The organism is Paraburkholderia sp. A3BS-1L (assembly GCF_051125215.1).
GTDB lineage: Bacteria > Pseudomonadota > Gammaproteobacteria > Burkholderiales > Burkholderiaceae > Paraburkholderia.
The window spans coordinates 1,583,398-1,607,346 of sequence record NZ_CP120442.1; the positions used below are offsets into that span (position 1 = coordinate 1,583,398).

At 62.1% G+C, this 23,949-nt stretch carries 22 protein-coding genes and 2 pseudogenes; 19 read left to right on the forward strand and 5 right to left on the reverse strand.

The window, feature by feature from the left end; translation table 11 throughout:
- Positions 1–24 precede the first annotated feature (24 nt).
- Positions 25–963, forward strand: coding sequence for an electron transfer flavoprotein subunit alpha/FixB family protein (locus tag P5W99_RS07125; protein WP_421023883.1), 939 nt, complete (start codon positions 25–27; stop codon positions 961–963).
- Positions 964–1,955: 992 nt separating this feature from the next.
- Positions 1,956–2,318: pseudogene (locus P5W99_RS07130) on the forward strand (Arm DNA-binding domain-containing protein); the annotation flags it as partial.
- A 32-nt stretch (positions 2,319–2,350) separates the two neighbouring features.
- On the opposite strand, the pseudogene P5W99_RS07135 reads toward P5W99_RS07130, so the two are convergent.
- Positions 2,351–2,662, reverse strand: a pseudogene (locus P5W99_RS07135) (DUF2397 family protein); the annotation flags it as partial.
- Between the two features lie 405 nt (positions 2,663–3,067).
- Here P5W99_RS07135 and P5W99_RS07140 point away from each other — a divergent pair.
- From P5W99_RS07140 to P5W99_RS07150, 3 genes are all read left to right on the forward strand, one after another.
- A complete protein-coding gene (locus tag P5W99_RS07140; RefSeq protein WP_434662480.1) occupies positions 3,068–3,307 on the forward strand; it encodes an XRE family transcriptional regulator in 240 nt (79 codons plus the stop codon).
- Positions 3,300–4,547 (forward strand): type II toxin-antitoxin system HipA family toxin, encoded by a 1,248-nt coding sequence (locus P5W99_RS07145; protein ID WP_421079425.1) that lies wholly within the window; start codon positions 3,300–3,302, stop codon positions 4,545–4,547. The genes P5W99_RS07140 and P5W99_RS07145 overlap by 8 nt, the downstream gene beginning before the upstream one ends.
- Before the next feature lie 78 nt (positions 4,548–4,625).
- A complete protein-coding gene (locus P5W99_RS07150; RefSeq protein ID WP_434662340.1) occupies positions 4,626–5,132 on the forward strand; it encodes a hypothetical protein in 507 nt (168 codons plus the stop codon).
- Positions 5,133–5,306: 174 nt separating this feature from the next.
- Here P5W99_RS07150 and P5W99_RS07155 read toward each other — a convergent pair whose 3' ends face one another.
- Entirely contained in the window at positions 5,307–5,780 is a 474-nt protein-coding gene (locus tag P5W99_RS07155; RefSeq protein WP_421043849.1) for an Lrp/AsnC family transcriptional regulator, read from the reverse strand.
- Positions 5,781–6,034: 254 nt separating this feature from the next.
- On the opposite strand from P5W99_RS07155, the gene P5W99_RS07160 reads away from it, so the two are divergent.
- Together P5W99_RS07160 and P5W99_RS07165 are read left to right on the forward strand one after the other, a co-directional pair.
- Entirely contained in the window at positions 6,035–7,462 is a 1,428-nt protein-coding gene (locus P5W99_RS07160; RefSeq protein ID WP_421023886.1) for an amino acid permease, read from the forward strand.
- Between the two features lie 82 nt (positions 7,463–7,544).
- Positions 7,545–8,741, forward strand: a complete 1,197-nt coding sequence (locus tag P5W99_RS07165) for an amino acid aminotransferase (protein WP_421079435.1) — start codon at positions 7,545–7,547, stop codon at positions 8,739–8,741.
- Positions 8,742–8,767: 26 nt separating this feature from the next.
- On the opposite strand, the gene P5W99_RS07170 is transcribed toward P5W99_RS07165, so the two are convergent.
- Complete coding sequence (locus P5W99_RS07170) at positions 8,768–9,106, reverse strand: hypothetical protein (protein WP_421023888.1); 339 nt, start codon at positions 9,104–9,106, stop codon at positions 8,768–8,770.
- 172 nt (positions 9,107–9,278) lie between these two features.
- On the opposite strand from P5W99_RS07170, the gene P5W99_RS07175 reads away from it, so the two are divergent.
- From P5W99_RS07175 to P5W99_RS07215, 9 genes are all read left to right on the forward strand, one after another.
- The gene (locus tag P5W99_RS07175) at positions 9,279–9,677 is read left to right on the forward strand and encodes a DnaJ family domain-containing protein (RefSeq protein ID WP_421023889.1); all 399 of its coding nucleotides are present in this window, start codon (positions 9,279–9,281) and stop codon (positions 9,675–9,677) included.
- Between the two features lie 119 nt (positions 9,678–9,796).
- Positions 9,797–10,366 carry a tRNA adenosine(34) deaminase TadA gene (gene tadA / locus P5W99_RS07180; protein ID WP_421025209.1) on the forward strand — a complete coding sequence of 190 codons (570 nt, stop codon included), beginning with the start codon at positions 9,797–9,799 and terminating at the stop codon, positions 10,364–10,366.
- A gap of 103 nt (positions 10,367–10,469) precedes the next feature.
- On the forward strand, positions 10,470–11,396 hold the full coding sequence (gene ldcA, locus P5W99_RS07185) for a muramoyltetrapeptide carboxypeptidase (RefSeq protein WP_421023890.1): 927 nt from the start codon (positions 10,470–10,472) through the stop codon (positions 11,394–11,396).
- Between the two features lie 314 nt (positions 11,397–11,710).
- Positions 11,711–12,433 (forward strand): GntR family transcriptional regulator, encoded by a 723-nt coding sequence (locus P5W99_RS07190; protein WP_421079436.1) that lies wholly within the window; start codon positions 11,711–11,713, stop codon positions 12,431–12,433.
- A 370-nt stretch (positions 12,434–12,803) separates the two neighbouring features.
- Positions 12,804–14,318, forward strand: a complete 1,515-nt coding sequence (locus P5W99_RS07195; RefSeq protein ID WP_421023892.1) for an NCS1 family nucleobase:cation symporter-1 — start codon at positions 12,804–12,806, stop codon at positions 14,316–14,318.
- Positions 14,319–14,363: 45 nt separating this feature from the next.
- Positions 14,364–15,152, forward strand: a complete 789-nt coding sequence (locus P5W99_RS07200; protein ID WP_421023893.1) for an aspartate/glutamate racemase family protein — start codon at positions 14,364–14,366, stop codon at positions 15,150–15,152.
- A 257-nt stretch (positions 15,153–15,409) separates the two neighbouring features.
- A complete protein-coding gene (gene puuE, locus P5W99_RS07205) occupies positions 15,410–16,369 on the forward strand; it encodes an allantoinase PuuE (RefSeq protein WP_421079437.1) in 960 nt (319 codons plus the stop codon).
- Complete coding sequence (uraD, locus tag P5W99_RS07210; RefSeq protein ID WP_421023895.1) at positions 16,366–16,887, forward strand: 2-oxo-4-hydroxy-4-carboxy-5-ureidoimidazoline decarboxylase; 522 nt, start codon at positions 16,366–16,368, stop codon at positions 16,885–16,887. Before puuE ends, uraD begins: the two co-directional genes overlap by 4 nt.
- A gap of 131 nt (positions 16,888–17,018) precedes the next feature.
- Positions 17,019–17,528, forward strand: a complete 510-nt coding sequence (locus P5W99_RS07215; protein ID WP_421023896.1) for an ureidoglycolate lyase — start codon at positions 17,019–17,021, stop codon at positions 17,526–17,528.
- Between the two features lie 115 nt (positions 17,529–17,643).
- Here the strand turns inward: P5W99_RS07215 and P5W99_RS07220 are convergent, their stop codons facing one another.
- Positions 17,644–20,898: a YadA-like family protein gene (locus P5W99_RS07220; protein ID WP_434662348.1), complete on the reverse strand. Its 3,255-nt coding sequence runs from the start codon at positions 20,896–20,898 to the stop codon at positions 17,644–17,646.
- A 121-nt stretch (positions 20,899–21,019) separates the two neighbouring features.
- On the reverse strand, positions 21,020–21,190 hold the full coding sequence (locus P5W99_RS07225) for a hypothetical protein (protein WP_421023898.1): 171 nt from the start codon (positions 21,188–21,190) through the stop codon (positions 21,020–21,022).
- 321 nt (positions 21,191–21,511) lie between these two features.
- Between P5W99_RS07225 and P5W99_RS07230 the strand changes: the two genes are divergently transcribed.
- The 3 genes from P5W99_RS07230 (at position 21,512) to P5W99_RS07240 (ending at position 23,862) form a co-directional block, all read left to right on the forward strand.
- Positions 21,512–22,546, forward strand: coding sequence for an IS630 family transposase (locus P5W99_RS07230; RefSeq protein ID WP_421079439.1), 1,035 nt, complete (start codon positions 21,512–21,514; stop codon positions 22,544–22,546).
- A gap of 302 nt (positions 22,547–22,848) precedes the next feature.
- Positions 22,849–23,244: a hypothetical protein gene (locus tag P5W99_RS07235; protein WP_421079440.1), complete on the forward strand. Its 396-nt coding sequence runs from the start codon at positions 22,849–22,851 to the stop codon at positions 23,242–23,244.
- Positions 23,245–23,253: 9 nt separating this feature from the next.
- Positions 23,254–23,862, forward strand: a complete 609-nt coding sequence (locus P5W99_RS07240) for a hypothetical protein (RefSeq protein WP_421079441.1) — start codon at positions 23,254–23,256, stop codon at positions 23,860–23,862.
- Positions 23,863–23,949 lie beyond the last annotated feature (87 nt).

Genomic DNA, 23,949 nt, shown 5'->3' on the forward strand with positions numbered 1-23,949 from the left:
TTCGGGCACACGGAGACGAATGAAATGACGATTCTGGTAATTGCTGAACACGACAACGCGGCGCTGAAAGCGGCGACGCTGAACACGGTGGCCGCCGCGCAGAAGATCGGTGGTGACGTGCATGTGCTGATCGCTGGCCACAACGCGCAAGGCGCGGCTGATGCTGCTGCGAAGGTCGCAGGCGTCGCGAAGGTGCTGCTCGCGGACGCGCCGCAACTGGCCGAAGGCCTTGCGGAAAACGTCGAAGCGACGGTGCTGAACATCGCGAAGGACTATTCGCACATCCTCGCGCCGGCAACGGCTTATGGCAAGAACATCGCGCCGCGTATCGCCGCGAAGCTCGACGTCGCGCAGATCAGCGACATCACGGCTGTCGACTCGGCCGATACATTCGAGCGCCCGATCTATGCGGGCAACGCGATTGCGATCGTGCAATCGGCCGATGCGATCAAGGTCATCACGGTTCGCGCAACGGGCTTCGATCCGGTTGCAGCGGAAGGCGGTAGCGCGTCGGTCGAGAAGGTCGAAGCTGCGGCCGACTCCGGCATCTCGCAGTTCGTGAGCCGCGAAGTGACGAAGCTCGACCGTCCGGAACTGACGTCGGCGAACATCATCGTGTCGGGTGGCCGTGGTCTGGGCAGCGGCGAGAACTACACGAAGGTGCTTGAGCCTCTGGCCGACAAGCTCGGCGCAGCCATGGGCGCATCGCGCGCAGCCGTCGACGCCGGCTACGTGCCGAACGACTATCAGGTCGGCCAGACCGGCAAGATCGTCGCGCCGCAGCTGTACATCGCGGTCGGCATTTCCGGCGCGATCCAGCATCTGGCGGGCATGAAGGACTCGAAGGTCATCGTTGCGATCAACAAGGACGAAGAAGCGCCGATTTTCAGCGTCGCGGATTATGGTCTGGTCGGCGATCTTTTTACGGTTGCGCCAGAACTTACTGGAGCGATCGACGGCTAGAATCGTTGCGATAGCTCGCCCCCGATTGAATTTGCTCCACGAGCCGAAGCTGTGCACGCGGAGACAGGTGACGCCGCTCCTTGGCGCTGGTTGTTATCTTCATGCCCGAAATGGGACTTCGACAGTGCCGGGCGGGTGACCGTTGGCTTATTACCGTCGAGCACAAGCACGTGGCAATCGAGCGTCACTTCGGCGAGGCGATGCGCTTGGCGAAGACATTCGCATGCGCAACGTTTCGGTACCTTTCGCATTGCTTTCGGTTCGTGCCATCTAGAAGTCAAGTCGGTAGACAAACCGGGCCCGTGGCGTCCGAGCAGGTGTCCAGCACAGCCTCGACGAATGACCGCTGCCGATCTGATATCCGACGACAAGTCCGCCATGTGTCGGACGACCGGAATGGGTCGATCAGCCGCCGACCGGCTCAGTTAGCCAGTTGTGACCTGACGGTATCGCTGACGGTATCAACTTCCGAAGTCATCTGGAGATGCATGGCTTAGACAATCTTTCTTAAGCAGGCGGCGCTGATTTTCCGATGCGGCCCACCTACGGCTGTTGAGTGCCGGGCGGGAATGCCGGTATCGCTGACGGTATCGGCGGGCGCTATGGGACCCGAGTCAAGCGCAGCGTTGGGTTTGCGGCTGGTGGTTGCTAATCGAGTGGGAGTAGGCGGTAAAAAATTCCCAATAAAATCAATGGCTTGAATCTGCGCGAGAAGTCTTTACTTGCTCGAATGCGGATTTCAAGTCATTGAATATAAAAGGATTTTTCGGCGATTCCAGTGACAGCCAAGGACGTCTGCGTCACAAGATGACGGCAAAAGAGACGGTATCCATCTTATTCATTATCCGGACTCGATAATCTACCGACAGCGCAATTCGGGCGTGACGGTAGATTTTTTTCCAAAAAGCTAGGCGTGGTGCGGGTTTGCGGGCACATCCAGGGCTCGTGGTTGATGACGGTAAAAGTTGTACCAACCACGAGAACGAGAAAAGATGCTCACCGAATTTGCACTTCGCAACCTCAAGCCCCGTACAGCCCTGTACAAGATCGCCGACCGCGACGGCATGTATGTCGCAGTCTCTCCGGCGGGCACCATTTCTTTTCGATACGACTACCGCGTGAACGGGCGGCGGGAAACGCTGACCATCGGCCGCTATGGTCGAGGGGGCATCTCGCTGGCGTTCGCGCGGGAAAAACTGCTGGACGCCCGTCGTGCCGTCCGTGAGGGCAGGTCGCCGGCAGTGGAGAAACAGCGGGAAAAGCAGCGGCGAGCTGCCGCGAAGACCTTTGGTGAATGGGCCGACAGCTGGCTTAAGGGCGGCAGAATGGCGGACACGACGCGACCTGTACGCAAGGACAGCCGGTACAAGAGACGCGCCCGATAGAACATGCTCAGGCTCGAAGCACGACTCATGTCAGCCTGTGTTTCGAGATTCCCCCAAGCGGTTAGCTGGGTGAGAGCCTGATTCAAGTCTTCCAGGGAAGGCGGGGGCGAGCCCGACGTTCCTTCAGCCAGGACGTCGTCAGGCCGCAACTGCAGCCGAAACTGACGCCGCGCCGAGGCAAAAACATCCAGGATCTGGCGATATAGGACACCTCGATCCGCGCTCACGTGGCGAAATAGGAGCGCCTCTTCTTCTCGCATGTCTCCTCCCCCGGTCAGGCAACTCTGCCGAATCTGAGTTACCGAGCGTAGCATTTTGTCAGTACATTGCCATTGCTGTGACTCATTATATGAGCGAGCCTGGCTCGTCCTCGATTAGACGGCGGCTCGATGCAGCGCACCTCGCCAAGTGGGGCTGGCGTCAGCTCCGTCACCTGGCACGGCTTCCGGTTCGTAGTGGAAACGAGTTTTTCGCGATGTGGTCGAACTCGACCGGAACCTGGCTGGATGGCGAGCCGAAGTCAGCATCCGACGTCGAGCCACTCAGCCGATGCCGACTATCGGGGAAGAAATGCTATCTTCGTGATACATTAACCAAGTATAGAGACTCATGAAGATAGCAAAATGCCGACCCCTCATACTCCTTCCGCCGGCGTCCGGCGGGCCCTGCGCAAATTCGGCTCCGACATTCACGACGCGCGCCGCCGCCGCCGGTTGACCATGGCGGTGATTGCCGAGCGGGCCTTTACGTCGAGAGCGACTCTGCAGCGCGTCGAGGCGGGCGATCCGGGCGTGAGTATCGGCATCTACGCGGCCGTGCTGCAGGCGCTTGGGCTTCTGGATGGACTACGGGGGGTTGCCGATGCTGCCCGGGATACAGTGGGACAGTCACTTGCAACCGCGGCTTTGCCTCAGCGCGTCCGATTGCCTCGTGCAGGAGGGAAAGGTGACCATGGCTGATGTCGAGGTATACATCGATCTCGATGGCTCACTGCGACCGGTGGGGTTGCTCAGGCGCCATGCGTCGCGTCGGGAAGAAACGGTCACGTTCGAATATGATGAGGCTTGGCTCGTCGACGACGAGCGCTTTTCGATTGAGCCGGCGCTTGCGTTGACGCGTGGTGTCTTCCCGCCGCCGCCAGATCAACCCGTCTTTGGTTCGATCGGCGATTCGGCGCCCGATACGTGGGGGCGTCGCCTCATGCAGCGCGCGGAGCGTCGACAAGCCGAACGTGAAGGACGGCGCGTCCGCACGCTCGGTGAACTGGACTATCTGCTGGGCGTAGCTGACGAAACGCGCTTGGGCGCGCTGCGATTCCGCTGGAATGGAGAAGATGAATTCCAGGCGCCCGTGCCCGCTGGTGTCCCCGCGCTGATCGAATTGGGGCGGCTGCTTCAGATCACTGAGCGCATCTTGCGGGACGAGGAAACCGATGATGATCTGCAACTGATCTTCGCGCCCGGGTCGTCACTCGGTGGCGCACGTCCCAAGGCTTCGGTCATCGACCAGTATGGCCATTTGTCGATTGCCAAATTCCCGAAGGAGACCGACGAATACAGTATCGAGGCCTGGGAGGAAGTTGCCCTGCGCCTGGCTGAACGCGCCGGTATTTCCACCCCGCATCACGAACTGCTTCAGGTAGCGGGCAAGTCTGTGCTGTTGTCGCGCCGCTTCGATCGCGCCGGGAGTATTCGCATTCCCTTTCTCTCGGCAATGTCGATGACAGGATCGCGGGACGGCCAACGCGGCAGCTATCCCGAACTGGTTGATGTACTGACACAACACGGAGCGAAGGCGCGGACCGATGCCGCGCAGTTGTATCGTCGTGTGACCTTCAATGTTCTGGTTTCCAACGTCGATGACCATTTGCGCAACCACGGTTTCCTCTGGGCCGGCCGCGACGGTTGGGTGTTGTCGCCGGCCTACGACCTCAATCCCACGCCAACCGACGTCAAGGCGCGCATCCTGACGACTAACATCGATCTCGATGAGGGGACGTGTTCGGTCGACCTTCTTGAGAATGCGGCGGAGTTTTTCGGCTTGTCGCTGAAACAGGCTCGGGCCATGATCCGGGAGGTAGCCGACGTGAGCCGGACATGGCAGGCGGTTGCTCAGGAAGTCGGTTGCAAGCGCGCAGAGATCGCTCGCATGGCAAGTGCCTTCGAGCACGACGATCTTTGCGCCGCATTGCGGTTGTGACGGTACAGAGAATCGCGTTCGAACTAGCCTGACGGTATCAGCGACGGTATCGCGTTCGCAAATCGTCCGGAGATATGGGTGTCCGCGGTTTTTGAAACAAAGCGAGCTCGAATGCTCCGGCGTGGCCCGGCGAAAGCTGATAAGTGCCGAGCAGGATTTTCGGTACCGCTGACGGTATCGATGTCGCGTGACCAAGCGGAAACGCCGTCCCTAAAAGGCTCCATCCCGGACATTGACAATCGAGTGGGAGTGATCCCCAGCGGCGCGGCCGGGCCAACGGCCGTGGCCGCACGCCCAACGTATCGAATGGTAGTTGGCCGCAAACCGCTGCTCACCCAGTGTTCTGAGAAACGCCCGGCAGGGAATACTGGCCGGGAGTTGTTTTTTTGCGCGATGACCGAGGCTGCATACCGAGCGCCTGCACCTCACGTGCTGTACGGCGACGACGGCCCGGTCGATCCGCGCGAGATTAAGCCGATCACATGGACCGTGCGGGAATTCGTTCTGGTCGATAGCTGCCTCGGCAAGACGCGTTACGACACAAAAGGTCGTTGGCTGCTGAAGTGCGGCGGCCCGTCGGACTGAGAGGGCTGATAGTTATCGGGATCTCCCGTACCCCGCGCGCAAGTCCACTGCCGGCATGCCTTCCCTCAGCGAGAGCGCAATCATCCCTCATACGGGGCATGCAAATGCTATAAAATTGCGTTTCGCACTGGACTTATCCCCAGCAAGCCTGCTTCACTCCGTCTGGCGCTCCGCTCACGCCTCCAGCGGCAGGGCGCTCGTTCCCTTGAGTTCATCGAGGCAGACGATCGAATGCACGCTGCTCACACCGGGCGCGCGCATGAGCGTGTCGAGCAGGAATTCGGACAGCGCCTTGAGATCGCGCGCGACCACCTTCAGCACATAGTCGATATCGCCAGTCACGGAATAGCACTCCTGCACCTGGGGCAACTGCGCGACGAGTTCCTTGAACTTGACGAGCTCGCGCATGTGCCCGCGCTCCATCGTCACCTGAATGAACGCGACCACGCCAAAGCCGAGCGCCTGGGCGTCGAGCCGCGTCTCGTAGCGCTTGACGACTCCCAGTTCCTCGAGCCGGCGATGACGTCTCAGCGTTTGGGCCGGCGAGAGCTTGACGGCGGCGGCCAGTTCCAGATTCGAGGCGCGTCCGTGCTCCTGTAGCGCGGCAAGGAGCCGCAGGTCGATGGAGTCAAGGGTGAAGTTTTGCACTTTCGTTGCCTTGGGGGTGGCTAATGCGAAATGAAATTGTACCAATCAGGGTTTGCCTGCGTATCAGATGAAATCATATTTTTCCGCTCCGCCTATACACTTTGTTCGCCTGACGGGACTGTCGGTCAACGCTGACGGCCTTGAGAGCGCGCCGGCGCAGAGGGTTGTGCGCGCAATTTTATTTCGCGCGGCCGCGCTGGGAACCCACCAGGATCCCCGGCGGACGCATCGATAAAGAAGAGACAGGAAGAGACATGGTTTCAAACGACACACGTGGCGGCAGTGGTCAACCCGGTGCGCAACCCGGCGACCAGGACGGTCACCTGAAGCGCGGCCTCAAAAACCGTCATATCCAGCTGATCGCACTGGGCGGCGCGATCGGCACGGGACTGTTCCTCGGCATCGCGCAGACGATCCAGACCGCCGGCCCCTCGGTGCTGCTCGGCTACGCGATTGCGGGCATCGTCGCGTTCTTCATCATGCGGCAACTGGGCGAGATGGTCGTCGACGAGCCCGTCGCCGGATCCTTCAGCTATTTCGCCGATAAATATTTCGGTCCGTTCGCCGGCTTTCTGTCGGGCTGGAACTACTGGGTGCTCTACGTGCTCGTGAGCATGGCCGAGCTTTCGGCCGTGGGCATCTACATGCATTACTGGTGGCCGGCGCTGCCGACCTGGGTGTCGGCGCTCGTCTTCTTCGTCGTGATCAATGGCGTCAATCTCGCGAGCGTCAAGTCATATGGCGAACTCGAGTTCTGGTTCGCGATCATCAAGGTGCTGGCGATCGTCGGCATGATCGCGTTCGGCGGCTGGCTGCTGCTCTCGGGCTCGGCGGGGCCGGAAGCGGGCGTGTCGAACCTCTGGCGCCATGGCGGCTTCTTCCCCCATGGCATGTCGGGTCTCGTGATGTCGATGGCGGTCGTCATGTTCTCGTTCGGCGGTCTCGAACTCGTCGGCATCACCGCCGCCGAAGCCGACGACCCCTCGCACACGATTCCGCGCGCGACCAATCAGGTGATCTATCGCATCCTGATTTTCTATGTGGGCGCGCTGGGCGTGCTGCTCTCGCTTTATCCGTGGGAAAAGGTCGTGTCTGGCGGCAGCCCCTTCGTGCTGATCTTTCACGCGATGAACAGCAATCTGGTCGCAAGCGTGCTCAACGTCGTGGTGCTCACGGCGGCGCTTTCGGTCTACAACAGCGGTGTTTATTGCAACAGCCGCATGCTTTACGGTCTGGCACAGCAGGGCAATGCGCCCAAGGCATTGCTCAAGGTAAACCGGCGCGGCATTCCGCTGGCGGCGCTCGCCGTGACGGCGGTCGCGACGGCGGCGTGCGTGATCATCAATTACTTCATGCCGGGCAGGGCGTTCGAGTTGCTGATGGGGCTGGTGGTGTCGGCGCTCATCATCAACTGGGCGATGATCAGCCTGATTCACCTGAAGTTCCGCCGCGAGAAGGCTCGCGCGGGCCAGACGACGCGTTTTCAGAGCCTCGGCTATCCGCTCACGAATTACCTGTGCCTGGTGTTCCTCGCCGGCATTCTCGTTGTAATGTATCTGATTCCGGATCTGCGGATTTCCGTCTATCTAATTCCGGTCTGGCTGGCGGTGCTCGCGCTCGCCTATCGCTTCTGGCGCCGCGGCGCGGTGCCGGCGCTGCAAGGCAGCGTCCAGGCCCGCTAGACCCTGTCGCATGTCACGTCACGTCACGTCACATCGCTCCGGCCAGCATTTCGTAAACATCCATAACTCGCAAGCCAACGCCATGTTCGAACATATCGATGCCTACCCCGGCGACCCGATCCTCTCGCTCAACGAGAACTTCCAGAAAGATCCGCGACAGAACAAGGTCAATCTGAGCATTGGCATCTATTTCGACGATGAAGGCCGTCTGCCGGTGATGAAGGCGGTTCACGAGGCCGAAGCAGCGATCCTGGCCGAACCGGGCGCGAAGCCGTATCTGCCCATGGCCGGTTTCGCGCAATATCGCGACGCTGTGCAGGCGCTCGTGTTCGGTGCGCAATGTCCGTCGCGTGCGGCGAACCGCATCGCCACGGTGCAGACGCTTGGCGGCTCGGGTGCGCTCAAGGTAGGCGCCGATTTCATCAAGCGCTATTTCCCGCAGAGCCAGGTGTGGGTGAGCGACCCGACGTGGGAGAACCATCGCTTTATCTTCGAGCGCGCGGGATTCGTGGTGAACACCTACCCGTACTACGACGAAGCCACCGGTGGCCTGAAGTTCGAGGCCATGCTTTCGGCCATCGACGCACTGCCCGCGAAGAGCGTCGTGCTGCTGCATGCCTGCTGCCATAACCCGACCGGCGTGGATCTGGACGAGTCGCAATGGGCCCAGCTGATCGACGTGCTGCAAAAGCGCGATCTGCTGCCGTTCGTCGACATGGCCTATCAGGGCTTCGGCGCGGGTCTCGATGCCGACGCATTCGCGGTGCGCGAGCTTGGGCGGCGCGGTGTGCCGGCGCTGGTGGCGAATTCGTTCTCGAAGAACTTCTCGCTGTACGGCGAGCGCTGCGGCGCTCTGCACGTAATCTGCGATGACGCCCAGGCGGCCGATTGCGTGCTCGGGCAACTGACGGGCGCGGTGCGTTCGAACTACAGCAATCCGCCGACGCACGGCGCGAAGATCGTTACGCGGGTGCTCACGAACCCGGAGCTCAAGGCGTCGTGGGAAGCGGAGCTGGCGGCGATGTGCGAGCGCATCGCGCGCATGCGTCGGGCGATTCATGACGGGCTCGCGGCGCACGTGAGCGGCGAGGCGCTTTCGCGCTATGTGAAGCAGCGCGGCATGTTCACGTACACGGGCCTGAGCGCGGATCAGGTCGAGCGTCTGAAGGAGGAGTTCGGGGTGTATATCCTGCGCTCGGGCCGCATGTGTGTCGCGGGGCTCAACGAAAGCAACGTGAGCATCGTGGTCGATGCGGTGGGCAAGGTGCTGAAGGCCTGAGAGTCCAGGGCGCCCTCAGCGGCGCCTCAAAATCTCATTCCCGTTCCCACCCCGCATCCCCCTCCTATGCCGCCGCTGCCGCCGCCCGCGGCGCAAAACACGCCGCAGCCGGAAAGGCTGGCGGCCAGCAGCATTAAAGCGGCCCCAAGGCGCAGCCGCCGCGCGGTGCGGTAGCTGCGCGAACCAGCTTGGGGGGCGTCGGTGCGATCGCCGGAAGCCGGCGAAGCGTCGAAAATCGAAGCAGATTTCATGGTTTTTTTAGCGCGAATTGGGCCCGAGTTGAGCCTGAAAGCGGAATTGAGCCGCCGGATCGCCGCTCCATCGCGGCCGTTGCGGATCTGGCTCGAAAATAAGCTACTCGGCATGCGCGCTCCAATCAGACGAATCCGGCTTTGCGTTGCCGGCGATCACATGCGCAGCGCATTAAATTCTCCATCTGTCAATCCGTCGGAATCGAACGTCAGCCATGACAGACGCGCAGGGTCTTCCAGGTGTTACCCTGATAGAATCTGATCGACGCAACGTAGTGGATTGCTGATGAAATTGCTTGATGCTCTCGTCGAACAACGGATTGCCGCCGCAGCCGCGCGCGGCGAATTCGACGATTTGCCGGGCGCCGGAGCGCCGCAGTCGCTCGACGACGACCCCTTCGTCCCCGAAGAGGTGCGCGTGGCGAACCGCATTCTGAAAAATGCGGGTTTCGTGCCGCCCGCGGTCGAACAGCTTCGCGCACTGCGCGATCTCGAGGAAGAACTCGCCAAGGTGAGCGATAAGGCCGCCCAGTGCCGGCTGCGCGCCCGCATGCTGGCGCTCGACATGGCGCTGGAGTCGCTGCGCGGCGGCCCGCTGGTGGTGCCGCACGAGTATCGCCGCCGCATTGCCGAGCGTCTGACCGAGCGTGCGACGCTGCAAGGCGTCGCGGCGGGGGCCGCGTGAGCGGCGTGCCCGCTGCCACGCCGCCGTGCGAGCTCGAGAAGCGCCACGTGGAGCGCCCTGAGCCCGTGCCGGGCGAGGGCGCGCCGCAAACCGATCCGCCTGGATCCACAGACTCTCCCATATCCACCGAAGCTGCCGAGGCCCGAGCCGAGCTTGTCGGCGAACCCGTCACCGAGCGCGACCGCCATTTCATGCGCCTTGCACTGGACGCGGCCGAAACGGCGCGCGCGGCCGGCGAAGTGCCTGTCGGCGCGGTGCTGGTGCGTGGCGACGAGGTCGTCGCGACGGGCTTCAATCATCCGATAGGTGCACACGATCCTTCGGCGCATGCCGAAATGGCCGCGCTGCGCGCCGCCGGCACGGCGTTGAGCAACTATCGCTTGCCCGGCTGCGAACTCTATGTGACCCTGGAGCCGTGCCTGATGTGCGCGGGGGCGATCATGCACGCCCGCATCGCGCGCGTGGTGTACGGCGCGCGCGATCCGAAAACCGGGGCATGTGGCAGTGTCGTCGACGCCTTTTCGAACGGCCAGCTCAACCACCACACGTGCGTGGCGGGGGGCGTGCTCGAGACCGAATGCGGCGATGCACTGCGCTCGTTCTTCGCGGAGCGCCGCCGCGCGAGCCGCGAAGCGCGCCGCGCGGCCATTGCCGGCGCCGATCCCGGTGTGGCCGAAAACAAGCAATAACAAGCGATAGCAATCGATAACAACGGATAATAGCCGCTGGCGGCCACGCGTCCGCGCCGTGGCAGGCGCATGGCACGGTCGCCGATTACCTGACCTGTTGACCATGACCATGCATCGCACCATCGAACTGATTGCACCGTCGGGCTATCCGCATGACCAGGAAGCCGTGTACCGCGGGATTACGCGTCTTCGCGCGCAGGGCCACCGCGTAGAGGGAACAGAGGCCGCCGAGCGGCGCTTCCAGCGGTTTGCCGGCACCGATGGCCAGCGCGCCGCTGAGCTGAATCGCCTCGCCGATCCCGGGCGCGACCTGCCCGATATCGTGCTCGCCGTGCGCGGCGGCTACGGTGCCGTGCGCATCCTGCACGGCCTCGACTACCACGGCCTGCAAAAGCGCCTCTCCGGACAGCCGATCGCATTCGTCGGACATAGCGACTTCACCGCGATCCAGCTTGCGCTCTACGCACAAGCCGGGCTCACGACATTCGGCGGCCCGATGCTCGTGAGCGATTTCGGCGCGCCGGAGTTGAGCAGCTTCACGATGGACCACTTCTGGAACACGCTCTCGAAGCCCGAATTCACGCTCAAGGTCGACGCGCCGCAGGCGCAGCATGCCAACGTTTCGGGCATGCTGTGGGGCGGCAATCTCGCCATGCTCACTTCGCTCGTCGGCACGCCCTATATGCCGCCGGTGGAGGGCGGGATCCTGTTTGTCGAGGACATCAACGAACAGCCGTTCCGGGTGGAGCGGATGCTTTATCAACTCCATCTATCGGGCATTCTTTCGCGCCAGCATGCGTTGGTGCTCGGCGATTTTTCCGGCGGCAAATCCTACGATTACGACAACGGCTACGACTTCCTGGCGATGGTCGAGCAAGTTCGCTCGGTCGTGGGGATTCCGGTTATTACGGGCCTGCCGTTCGGCCACATCGACAACATGGTCACGCTGCCGTTCGGCGCCCACGCTCACCTGAATGCCGACGCTCACGGCTTCGAACTCACTGTGAGCGACTATCCATATCTCGCCTGACTCGACGATTGCGAGATAGAAAAAGCGCCTTCGGGCGCTTTTTCTAGGTGTCATATATGCAACTAACAGCCAAAAACTTACGAGTCGGGCGGGTGCTCTGGAAGCGTCATCGCCATTAAATTGTTGACAAAAAATGAGCTGGAATGGAATGGGGGCTCACTGGATCTGTGCGTTGTGCCCTATATTTGCTCGGGTTTGGCGAAAATTGGGCATACGAATCGGACGCTGATCTGAGTATCTTCCCCAGGTTGGTCGATAAAATTGTTGACAATCTTTATGTCCAAACTAGGATACACAACATCAAGGTGAGAGACATGCGAAACGCCGATACCGAAGCCGACGCGACCGGAACGAAACCCGAGGCCATTGCCGCGCGCATCCGCGCCGCGATCCTCGAACATCGTTTGCCGCCTGGCGCGAAGCTCACGGAAGCGCAGTTGTGCGAAGTGTTCAATGTGAAGCGCGGGCCGATCCGGCAGGCGCTTTCGCTGCTCGCCGGCGATCACCTCGTCGATCTGGAGCCGAACCGCGGCGCCTTTGTCGCCAGCCCGTCGCTCCAGGAGGTGCACGAGGTGTTCGAGATGCGCCGCATCATCGAACTGGCGGTGGTGGAGCGCATTTGCAGTGCGCAGCATGGCAGCCGGCGGCTCAAGGGCATCGGCGAGACCATTCGGCGCGAGCGCAAGGCGTTCGAAGGGCGCGATTTCCCGGCCTGGATCCGGCTGTCGGGCGAATTTCATACGCAGCTTGCGGCACTGACTGGCAATACCGTGTTGTGCGATTGCCTCAATGGCCTCGTGGCGCGCTCGACGCTGATCTCGGCGCTGTACGAGTCGCCGGGCCGCAGCCCATGCTCGTTCGACGACCACGAGGCGATCGTGCAGGCGCTGGAGGCCGGACAGGTGCAGGAGGCCACCGCGCTGATGACGCGCCACCTGCAGGGCGTCGAGCTCAGGATGCTCGACCGTCCGGCGGGCGCGTCGGTGGATCTGCAGGACGTGTTCGGCACGCGCGCCGCAGCCACGGCTGGGCGTTGACGAAAGATCGAGTGATTTCCCACCGGGGCGGAGCAGCGCGGCGCCGGGCAAAAGTGCAACACTGAATTGAACTGGAGACACGCGCGGCGCTGCGAAATTCGGGCCGCCGCGCGCTAGAGAAAGGATCGATGTGGCAGCGGGCGTCGCTACGGCGCCCGCAGGACGGGCAACACCATGGGCAGGGCGCGCGTAGGCGCGACCGCACGGTGCGATGGGCGTCGAGCCAGACGCCGCGAGGGCGCAACGCCCCCTGCCTGGGTCCGGAGCCATCCGGGAATATCGCGGCGGCCGCGGCATGCGGCGCAGCGCGCGTTTCGAGGCGTTTCACGCGTCTTTTTTCCGTCGGCGTATCCATCCCAAGGAGCGGACCATGGCTCAATTCAGCGCATCACCAGGCAGTCCGGCAGTGCCCACCTTCGATTCTTCCGAGAGCAGCGACACGGCGGACGGCATGCGTCTGCCGGCCGGCTACAGCGAACGCCTCTACAACGAAGACCTCGCACCGCTCAAGGAGCAGACCTGGGGTGCCTATAACATCTTTGCGTTCTGGATGTCGGACGTGCACAGCGTCGGCGGCTACGTGTTCGCGGGCAGTCTCTTCGCACTCGGCCTGACGAGCTGGCAGGTGTTGCTGGTGCTGATCGTCGGCATCTCGCTCGTCAACGTCCTATGCAACCTCATCGCGCGGCCCAGCCAGCGTCACGGCGTGCCGTATCCGGTCGCCTGCCGTGGCACCTTCGGCGTGCTCGGCGCGAACATTCCTGCTGTGATTCGCGGCCTGATTGCAGTGGCATGGTATGGAATCCAAACTTATCTGGCGTCGAGCGCGCTCGTGATCGTCGTGCTCAAATTCATGCCGCAACTGATGCCATACGCGGACGTCCACAAGCACGGCATGCTCGGACTCTCGGCAATGGGCTGGGCCGGTTTCATGACACTGTGGGTGCTGCAGGCACTGGTGTTCTGGAACGGCATGGAAACCATCAAGAAGTTCATCGACTTCGCCGGTCCGGCAGTCTATGCGGTGATGTTCATTCTGGCGGGCTACATGGTGTATCGCGCGGGCTGGCACAACATCGGCCTGAATCTCGGTGGCGTGAAGTATCACGGCGCGGAGGTGATCCCGGTGATGATCACTGCGGTCTCGCTCGTGGTGTCGTATTTCTCAGGGCCGATGCTCAACTTCGGCGACTTCTCACGCTACGGAAAATCGCTCAGAAGCGTGCATCGCGGCAACTTCTGGGGCTTGCCGGTCAACTTCCTCGCGTTCTCGATCGTCACGGTGATCACGACCTCGGCGACGCTGCCTGTGTTCGGACAACTGATTACTGATCCGGTGGAAACGGTGAGCCGCATCGATCATCCCACCGCCGTCATTCTCGGTGCGCTGACGTTCACGATCGCGACCATCGGCATCAATATCGTCGCGAACTTCGTTTCGCCGGCGTTCGATTTTTCGAACGTGGCACCGCGTCTCATTAGCTGGCGTGCGGGCGGCATGCTTGCCGCGGTGGCGTCGATTTTCATCACGCCGTGGAATCTCTTCAACAATCCCGCCGTGATTCACTACACGCTCGACGTGCTGGGCGCCTTCATCGGGCCTTTGTATGGCGTCCTGATCGTCGACTTCTATCTCGTGAAGCGCGGCCGTCTCGCCGTCGACGATCTCTACACCGTCTCGCCGAAGGGCGCGTACTGGTACAGCAACGGCGTGAACTGGCGGGCGGTGTCGGCGCTGCTGCCCGCAGCGGTCATCGCGATTCTCTGCGTGATGCTGCCGTCGCTCGAGAGCGCAGCGAACTTCTCGTGGTTCATCGGCGCGGGACTGGGCGCACTGTTCTATCGCGCGTTGACGATGGGTGAGCGTGCACGGGCACGCACGTAACACGAAACAGGTGCGAAACAGGTGCCAAACGACCAGAGAACTGACATGCGTATCAAACTGATCAATCCGAACACCACGCAGCGCATGACGGCTGCGATGGGGCAGTGCGCCCGCGCGGTGGCTGCGGCGGGTACGGAGATCGTCGCCGTGAGTCCGACGATGGGGCCGCCCTCTATCGAGGGCTACTACGACGAGGCGCTCGCGACGCCGGGCCTGCTCGCAGAAGTGGAGGCGGGCGAGCGCGAGGGCTTCGATGGTTACGTGATCGCCTGTTTCGGCGATCCGGGGCTGTACGCGGCGCGCGAGCTCGCGCGCGGGCCGGTGGTGGGGATCGCCGAAGCGGCCATGCACGCGGCGAGCGTGCTCGCGCCGGGCTTTTCGGTCGTGACCACGCTCTCGCGCACCAAGACGATGGCGTGGCATCTCGCCGAGCGTTATGGCATGAATCGCTTTTGCCGCAACGTGCGGGCGATCGATGTGGCCGTGCTCGAACTTGACGAGCCGGGCTCGGCGGCGCGCCGCGCGATCGTTGACGAGTGCCGCCGGGCGCTCGACGAAGACGGCGCGGACGCGATCGTGCTCGGCTGCGCCGGCATGACGAGCCTTTGCGCACAAGTGGAAGACGCGCTTGGCGTACCGGTGGTGGATGGCGTGACAGCAGCCGTGAAGTGGGTGGAGGCGCTGGTCGCGCTGCGTCTCGCGACGGCCAAGCGGGGCGACTTCGCGCGGCCCCTCGTGAAGCGTTACGATGGAGAATTCGCGCACTTTAGCCCGACCAGTGCGGCGAGCGCCACCGAAACGCCGTCGCCGGCGCGGCCGCTGCGGTTCGGGTAAACACGCAACGGGCCCTGTGCCGCGCCGGACGGGGCTTGCGCGGCACATACATCTCGCTTGACCCCTACTATCTGTCAGTGCGTATGGGCGTGCCCGGGTGATTTAGCTACACTGGGCCGATTCTAAAAGCAGTCTCGCCCGGCGCGTCGCAAAGCCTTGTGGCGCAAGGCTTTCAGCCGGTTCAGCCGCTTTCTGAAAGTGTGGACCGTCCGCGCGGTTTTTACGTTTCGTTATCCATTCCGAAAGATTCGATCAGCATGCCACTCGATCCCCAATATCCCCGCGATCTGATCGGCTATGGCCGGCATCCGGTGCAGGCCAACTGGCCCGGTCAGGCGCGCGTCGCAGTGCAGTTCGTGCTCAATTACGAAGAGGGCGGTGAGAACTGCGTGCTCCACGGCGATCCAGCCTCCGAGCAGTTCCTCTCCGAGATCGTTGGCGCTGCCGCTTATCCGGCGCGTCACATGAGCATGGAGTCGATCTATGAGTACGGCTCGCGCGCGGGTGTGTGGCGCATTCTGCGCGAATTCGAAAAGCGCGGCCTGCCGCTCACCGTGTTCGGTGTCGGCATGGCAATCGAGCGCCATCCCGAAGTTGCGCGCGCATTCGTCGAGCTCGGCCACGAGATCGCATGCCACGGCTATCGCTGGATTCACTATCAGGACGCCACGCCCGAACTCGAAGCCGAGCATATGAAGCTCGGCATGGAAGCGATCGAGCGCGTGACGGGCGTGCGTCCGCTAGGCTGGTACACCGGCCGTGACAGCCCCAACACGCACCGCCTCGTGGCGGAACACGGCGGCTTCCTCTACGACTCCGACAATTACGGCGACGATCTGCCGTTCTGGATGGATGTCGAAGTCGCCGGCGGCAAGCAGGTGCCGCAACTGATCGTGCCTTATACGCTCGACACCAACGACATGCGGTTTGCGACGCCGCAGGGCTTCAACACGGCAGATCACTTCTTCACCTACCTGCGCGACGCGTTCGACGTACTCTACGCAGAAGGCGACGAAGCGCCGAAAATGCTTTCGATCGGTATGCACTGCCGTTTGCTCGGCCGCCCGGGGCGGTTCCGCGCACTGCAGCGCTTCCTTGATCACATCGAACAGCACGATCGCGTGTGGGTCACGCGTCGTGTTGACATTGCGCGCCACTGGCGCGAGCACCATCCCTATCAACCGCAGCAGAACGACCACCGCGGGGCCGCCGCATGAAGGCAATGCAATACACCCTCGACCAGTTGAATACCGCCTCGACCGACGCCTTCGTGGCAGCGCTTTCGGGCATTTTCGAGCACTCGCCCTGGGTGGCGGAAGCAGCGGCGCAGCAGCGCCCCTACACGAGCATCGACACGTTGCACAAGACGATGTCGAATATCGTGGAGACCGCTGGCGAAGAGAAGCAGCTCGCACTCATCAACGCTCACCCGGAACTCGCGGGCAAGGCCGCCGTGCGCGGCGAGCTGACCGACGAATCCACGCGTGAGCAAAGTGGCGCAGGCCTGAACCTGTGCACGCAGGAGGAATTCGACAAGCTGCAGGCCCTCAACCAGGCTTATCGCGAGAAGTTCGGTTTTCCGTTCATTCTCGCGGTGCGCGGCTATGACCGCCATGGCATCATCGCGAATTTCGAGTCGCGTGTGAACAACACGCGCACCGACGAAATGCGCGCGAGTCTCGACCAGATCTATCGCATCGCGCGCTTCCGGCTCGACGAGTTGATCGACGCATGAGATTGACGCCGCGCCTCGCATATCGCGACGGCGCGTCTGCTACCGCGCGGCGCCGCTAACCCGGGGTTCGCGCGTGCACCCGCTTGAGCGATAACGAGGCGAATATGAGCGATACGACACAGGATCTTGGCATGACACTAGCAATCGAATTGCTGACCCCCGAAGCATTCGCGCCCTTCGGCGACGTGATCGAGCTGGCTGGCGCGAAGCAAATTCCGATCAATCTGGGCACGACGATCCGCTATCACGATCTCGCGAAAGTGGACGTCACGGACGAGAACGGCCGCACGCTGGTCAATCTCTTCCGCGGCCAGCCGCGCGTGCTGCCGTTCGAGATCAAGATGCTCGAGCGCCATCCGCTCGGCAGCCAGGCATTCGTGCCGCTCAACGACAAGCCGTATCTCGTCGTGGTGGCGCCGGCGGGCGATCTGGACGTCGCGAAGATTCGCGCATTCGTTTCGCACGGCTGGCAAGGCGTGAACTATGCGAAGGGCGTCTGGCATCACCCGCTGATCGCACTGGGCGAGGTGAGCGACTTCATCGTCGTCGATCGCGGCGGCGATGGCTTGAACCTCAACGAGCAGGATCTGCCGGAGTCGCTCTGGCTGACCGAAGAGGCGATGGTCGCAGCGCAACGCTGATGCGCTGAAGCATCGCGCTGGCGAAAGAAAAAACCACGGCCGAGGCCGTGGTTTTTTGCATTTGAAGAGGCATGCGCGTTAGCGACATGCCCCGGTCATGCGAGTTTGGCTGCGATCAGAACTCGTAGCCGACCTGAGCGCGAGCCGCCGTGTTGCCGGTGCTCGTGACAGAGACGCCACCGTTGACGAGCCAGTGCGCGTTCGCCGAACGATACGTCACGCCGACTGCCGCAGCGCTGCCGCCCATGTAGTAGCCGCCACCCGCCGCGACCACCGTGCGCCCAGGACCCGAAGGCGTGAGGTTCGGCATGGCCATTGCAGCCGCCACGCCGGCGTACGCGTTCTTCGAAACCGTGTTGATCGAGTTCTGCAGATTGCCGATCTGCTGACCGAACGCGTTCGATTGCTGCGCCATCGCGTTGTTCAACTGGTTCAGGTTGACCGCGTCGGTGCCCGACGTGCCGGCCGCGACGTTGACGATCTGACGCTCGGAGCCTTCGGAGCCTTCGGCGCCGACCGAGACCGCGTTGTCGCGGTTCGCGATCGAGTTCGCGCCGATCGCCACGGCGTTGTTCGCCGACGCGTTGGCTTTGTCACCGATCGCCGTCGAGTTCGCGCCCGTTGCCACGGAGCCGCCGCCGACTGCAAACGATTGCGAGCCCGAGGCTGCCGCGACGCCGCTCGTCGAGTTGATCGAGGTTGCCGTGGAGCCGCCCACGCTGATGTTCTGCAGGGCCTGGTTCAGGCTGTCGACCTGCTGGTTCGTGGCGTAGAGCTGCTGTCCGGTCACCGCGTCCGTGCTGTCCAGCGAGAGGGCGCCGTTCGACAGGCCGCTCAGCTTGACATTGCCGCCGCTCGTGCTGGCGAGCGTCACGCTCGAGTGGTCGGCGTTATCGTAATGGACTGCATCGGCGTCGGTGCCGGACGAGGTGTCGCCAACGGCGGCCATCGACCTGACGGAGTTGCTGCCGGCCGTGCTTGCGCCGAGCAGCGAGCGCGGTGCCGCAGCCATTTGCACCACGGGCGCAGCCGCTGCCGTGCTCGATGCGCTTTGGACCGTTGCCGACGAACTCGTTGCGTCCGCAGCCAGCGCCGCGATCTCGGCCGTGTTCTTCTGCACGCGGTTGTCGAGATTGGCGATGGCGTCGCCCACCGTATTGACCGTCGTGCCGCCCACCGAGTAGGACGGTGCGATCAGGCCGCCGGCCGCATTGATACCGGCGCAGCCGCCCAGAGCCGCTGCCACACTGCGCAGCTGGCCGACATTGACCGCGTCCGTGTCGCCCTGGCCCGCTGCGAGGTTGACGATACGGCGCGTGTTGACGGCGTTCTGGATCGTCTGCACCTGGCCGTTCGCGTCATATGCGATATACGAACCGGTACCGTCATTACCGACCGAGACCGTGTTCGACTGGTTCGCCACCGAGCCAGCGCCGATCGCTACCGCGTCCTTCGCGCTCGCAAACGCCTGCACACCGACAGCGACGCCGTTTGCCGAAGGCGTAAAGGCGTTCGAGCCGATCGCGATAGAGCCGGCGCCCGAAGCGCGTGCCGCGTCGGACGGACCCCGAGAACCGGAGCTGTCCGCGAGGCCGCTGACTTGCGAGTAGTACGCCGCAGTCGTATAGGTCCGCGTGAGGCCGGCCGCGTTGACGCCGGAGCTGCCGTTCGCGGGGTCGGGCGCCTGTGAGCGCAGCAAGGTGCTCTGGAGGCCGCCGCCCGTTGCCGCACTGACGATGTCGTAGACCTGGCCCACGCTGGCCGCGTCGGTGTCCACCAGACCGTTCGCCACGTTGCTGATGACGGTGCCCTTGGGCAGGTACTGGGACCGGCTGCCGTTGACGAAATACGGGCTATTGCCCTGGCCCGGATCGAGGACGATCTGCGATGCCGAGGTCCCGATGGTGTTCGGAACGTAGAGGACGGCAGGATTGCTGACCTTGCCGCTGGCGTCCATGATGAAGCCGCCATACGTATAGCCTGTGGGATCCGACGACGCAGCCTGCGCACCCCAGCCCGCGGTGGTCAGCGTGTTGTTGATCTTCGTAATGGCGATATTGGCGCCTTCCTTGACGTCGTACAGCTGCGCGCCGTTAACCGCGTCCGCGCTCGAAACCGACGCGTCTCCAGCCGCCACGTTGGTGAGCTTCGTGCCTTGTGCGCCGCCGAACGTGATGGTGCTCTTGCTCGTATCGTCGTACTGCACGATGTTGCTGGTTTGCTGCGCGAGGTTGTCGAGCGCGCTATTGGTCGCGTACAGCTGCGAACCGTTGACGGCGTCGGTCGACGAAGCGCTCAGGCGGCCGGCTGCGACGTTCGTGAGCGTACGTTCGTTACCGACGCTGCCGATGCTGACGGTGCTTGCCGGATTGCTGCCCGCGAAAGTGTAGTCCTGACCGCCGATCGTGGCGTCGGTGGTGGCGATTGCGGCTTCCGTCGTCGAGCCCGCGCCGAGTGCGACGGCGTCGCTGTGCGAGGCCGTGGCGCCAGTGCCGATGGCGAGCGCATTGTCGCCGCTGGCGAGTGCGTTCGCGCCGACGGCGATCGCAGCCGTGCCGGTTGCGCCTTCTCCGTTGTAGTTGCCATCGTTCGGCATGCTGTTGATGCCGACGTAATGCATCGACTTGCTGTCGAATTTCTGGATGGCGTCATAGAGCTGCAAACCGTTGATGACGTCGTTGCTGGCAACCGAGACTTCACCATTGGCGACGTTATGCAGTCCGACGGGTTTCATGTCGCTCGCGTTGCCCAGCGTTACCGAGTCGTGCGCGGACGGGTCGTACATCACCGCATCAGCGAGCTTGCCGTTGATGTTGGTAATGTCGCCCTGGATGTTGGTGACGTCGCCCGCGAGGTTCGAGATGCTCGAATTCGTCGCGTAGAGCTGGCCGCCGTTGACCGCATCGGTGCTGGCCGCCGAGAGTGTGCCGTTCGCGACGTTGTGCAGCGCGACCGGGTTCATGGCTGCCGCGCCGCCAAGCGTGACAGAATCCTGTGCCGGCGAGTCATACTGCACGGCGTTGCCGACTCCGACGCTGAGCGCGTAGAGTTGCGAGCCGTTGACGGCGTCCGTGCTGTCCGCCGATATCGTGCCTGGCGAGAGTTGCACGATCTTCTGGTTGCTCATCGTGACGACGCTGTCGAACGTCGTCGGACCGTAAACCATCACGCTAGCGCCACGGATAGCGAGCGTGCCATTCTGGTAGCCAGCGACCTGTGCGGTCGATGCGCCGAATCCGTAGCCACCCTTTGCATCCGCGGCGTTGTTCAGCGAGAAGGCCAGGCCGTCGGACGTGCCGCTGCCACTGGAGCAATCGAGCGACTGGCTGCCACCGCTGGAGCCCCACGAATATCCCGAGGTGCCGAGCAAATCTCAAGACCGCCCTGGCCGACCGTTCCCGGCACCGGCGCAACGGTTGTACCTGTTGTGGTGCTTGTCGTGGTTTTGGTCGTCGAAGCCGCGGCGGAGAGAGCGGCAAGTTGCGCAGGTGTCAGCGTTGCAGCACCGGTTGTTGCGGAAGAGAGGCCTGCAGCGAATCCAACAGCACCGGTGGCGAGGACAGCGAGCCGGCGCGAAGATTTGCGGTGTGCCGTGGCGGTTTCGGGCGCGGCGACCGAGGTTTGGTCTGTTCGCTCCAGACAGAGCGATAGGTCTTATTCATTCAGGCAACCATATTAGAGTTGATTTTCGTCAGCGCATGCGCCAATGACCTCCGTGTGAGTGCACGGCTGTCGAAAAAGGAAACCCCGTTTCGGCGATGCGTTGGGCAACTCTATGGGGGGAGTGCGGTGTCATGAATACGAATATTATTAATTCTAGTTATAAGGATGACGTAATTTATGGAAAGGAGATTTTTACATAAATATGAGTCTTAAATTTATATCCATTGACTACAGCAGAAAAAGCACAATTCTTATTCATTGGTCGCTTTTGCTTATTTACTGACGTGTGCACCAAATAGTGCGTGGTGCGTTATACGTGCATGAAGACAAAGACTGATGCCCGGAAACTGGATGTCGCGACGCAAGCCCACCTGAGAAGACTCGTGGTGGAAGCGGTCCGAGGGGGAATGACGCAGACCGGAGCGGCGTCGACGTTTGGCGTAAGCCTGCGAGCGGTCAGCAAATGGATGAAGCTGTCCAGAGAAGGCGGCGTACGGGCGTTGAAGCCCGGCAAACGGGGCCGCCGCCCTGGCGGCGGACGGTTGGATGCTCGTCAGGGTAGCCGGATTCGTGGGCTGATCGTGAGCAGGATGCCGGACCAGCTGGCGATGCCGTTTTACCTGTGGACGCGCGAGTCCGTCGCGAGCCTGATCGAGCGGGAATACGGTGTCACGGTTTCGCCGACGACAGCCGGGCGCTATCTCAAGGCGTGGGGCATGAGTGCCCAGAAGCCGGTGCGCCGCGCGTACGAACGAAACGATGCGGCGATCGCCCGCTGGCTGAATGAGGACTACCCGAAGCTCGTGAAGGAGGCGAAGCAAGAAAGGGCCACCATCCATTGGGGCGATGAAATGGGATTGCGCAGTGACCATGTGAGCGGAAAGAGCTTTGCGCCGATGGGCCAAACGCCAGTGGTGCGCGCCACCGGCCAGCGCTTTGGTTGCAACATGATCTCGGCGATCACCAATCGCGGGGAGTTGTCCTTCATGGTCTTTGAGGGCAAGTTCAAGAACGCCGTGTTTATCGAGTTCATGAAGCGCATGCTCAGGCAGGCAACACGCAAAATCTATCTGATCGTCGACGGGCATCCGGTGCATCGGTCGGTCGCAGTCCGGCAGTTCGTCGCGGAAAACGCTGAGCGTCTGCGCCTGATCCGGCTGCCGGGATATTGCCCCGAGTTGAACCCCGACGAATTGCTCAATCAGGACGTGAAAACCAACGCGATGGGCAAGAGCCGGCCGACCAGCAAGGCTGACATGGTCAAGAGCGTGCGACGCCACCTGCATCGACGGCAGAAGCAGCCTTACGTTATCCGCAATCTGTTTCAAGAAAAGCATGTTCGCTACGCAGCTTGATCAAATATACGCACTATTTACTGAACTGGTCAGTAATTGAGAAATTTGTGGGGATTTGAAGATTAATACGAAAATGTGTCAATAATGGATTGAATTTTATTCCGGCTGTTAAGATGGCCGCGCCACCAAAACGGGGTGGCTTTCATCCGAAAACTGGAGAACCAAAATGGAAAAAATCGATCGTGGCCAACTGGCCAACGCCAAGCTCGCAGGCGGCTGCTGCAAGTCGAAGAATCAGCCTCAGCCGGATCCGACGCCGGTTCTGCGTTGATCGCCTGATCTGAACGAAAGGGGGGGGGTAAATGCACCCCTTTCGGTTTTTAGGGCTTCGGTTCGTTCCGATACTGTTGGGCCAAGAAATGTCCGTGGGCACAACCTCACAATTCTTCAAACGCCTTTACGCACGATTTGCCAGTGGGCGTCTGGCGCTGCGTCGCCGGCTGCTCGCCCGTTTGCCATTCGTCGCGGTCGAGCGGGGGGCGCTTGCCAGCTGGATGATTCGATCGGTCTTCGACGGCGGCATCCGCGCAAACGGTGTATCGCGTTACGAAGCCGGCCGCATTGACGTGGGCCTCGCACGCACTCAAGCGCTACGTACGATGAGCGCGAACGTACGCGAGGCATGGCTGGACGAACGCATCTATGCCGGGCGCGCATTGCACCGGGACGCCTGGCCCGATCTGCGCGCGGCAGCTTAGCAATTGGTTTTGCGAATCAATCAGATCAGGACTAAAGAACCGGGTCGCGTCATCGTGCTCTCGCCGTTTCACTATGTGTCCCAGTACGCGAACATCTGGGTGGTGGACGAAGTGCGTCGCGTTCTGGGAATGGAATCAATGGCAGTCGTTTCCGGCGTGCAGCGCGACATGTACGGTAACGACGCGGCGATGATTCCTTCGATCCGTGTGCTTTACACCTACGACGAGAATGGCCGCGAAAGCCGCAACGGTTTGGGCTTGCGGGTCATACGCGCATTGCGTCGCGATGGCGTGGCCGTGGTGTTTTCCGATGTTCCGCCTTATACATTGGCCAAGTTTCCCATGGAGACGGTCGGTGTGACGATCGGGGACCGGCCCGCGCGCCTGCATAACGGCGTATTCCGGCTAGGCATGCCGGTGGATGCGCTATTGCTCCCGTTTTATCTGAATTTCGAGAAAGGACGATTTGGCATTAGGATATTCGATCCTATCGCGCTTGCCGATGCCGCTGCACCTCAATATCTCGCTAACGATATCGAGATTGCGCGCCGCGAAAATTATCCGCATTGGCTCTATGCTGGGCATCCGTCGGTATATCACTTTGCGGCAGCTCGTTAGAAATCCTTAAGAAGTACAAGAGCGAGTAGACCAAACGGCGCATGGCGCCGAAAAAATACACTTCGGCCGGCATGACCGGCCGCGGGG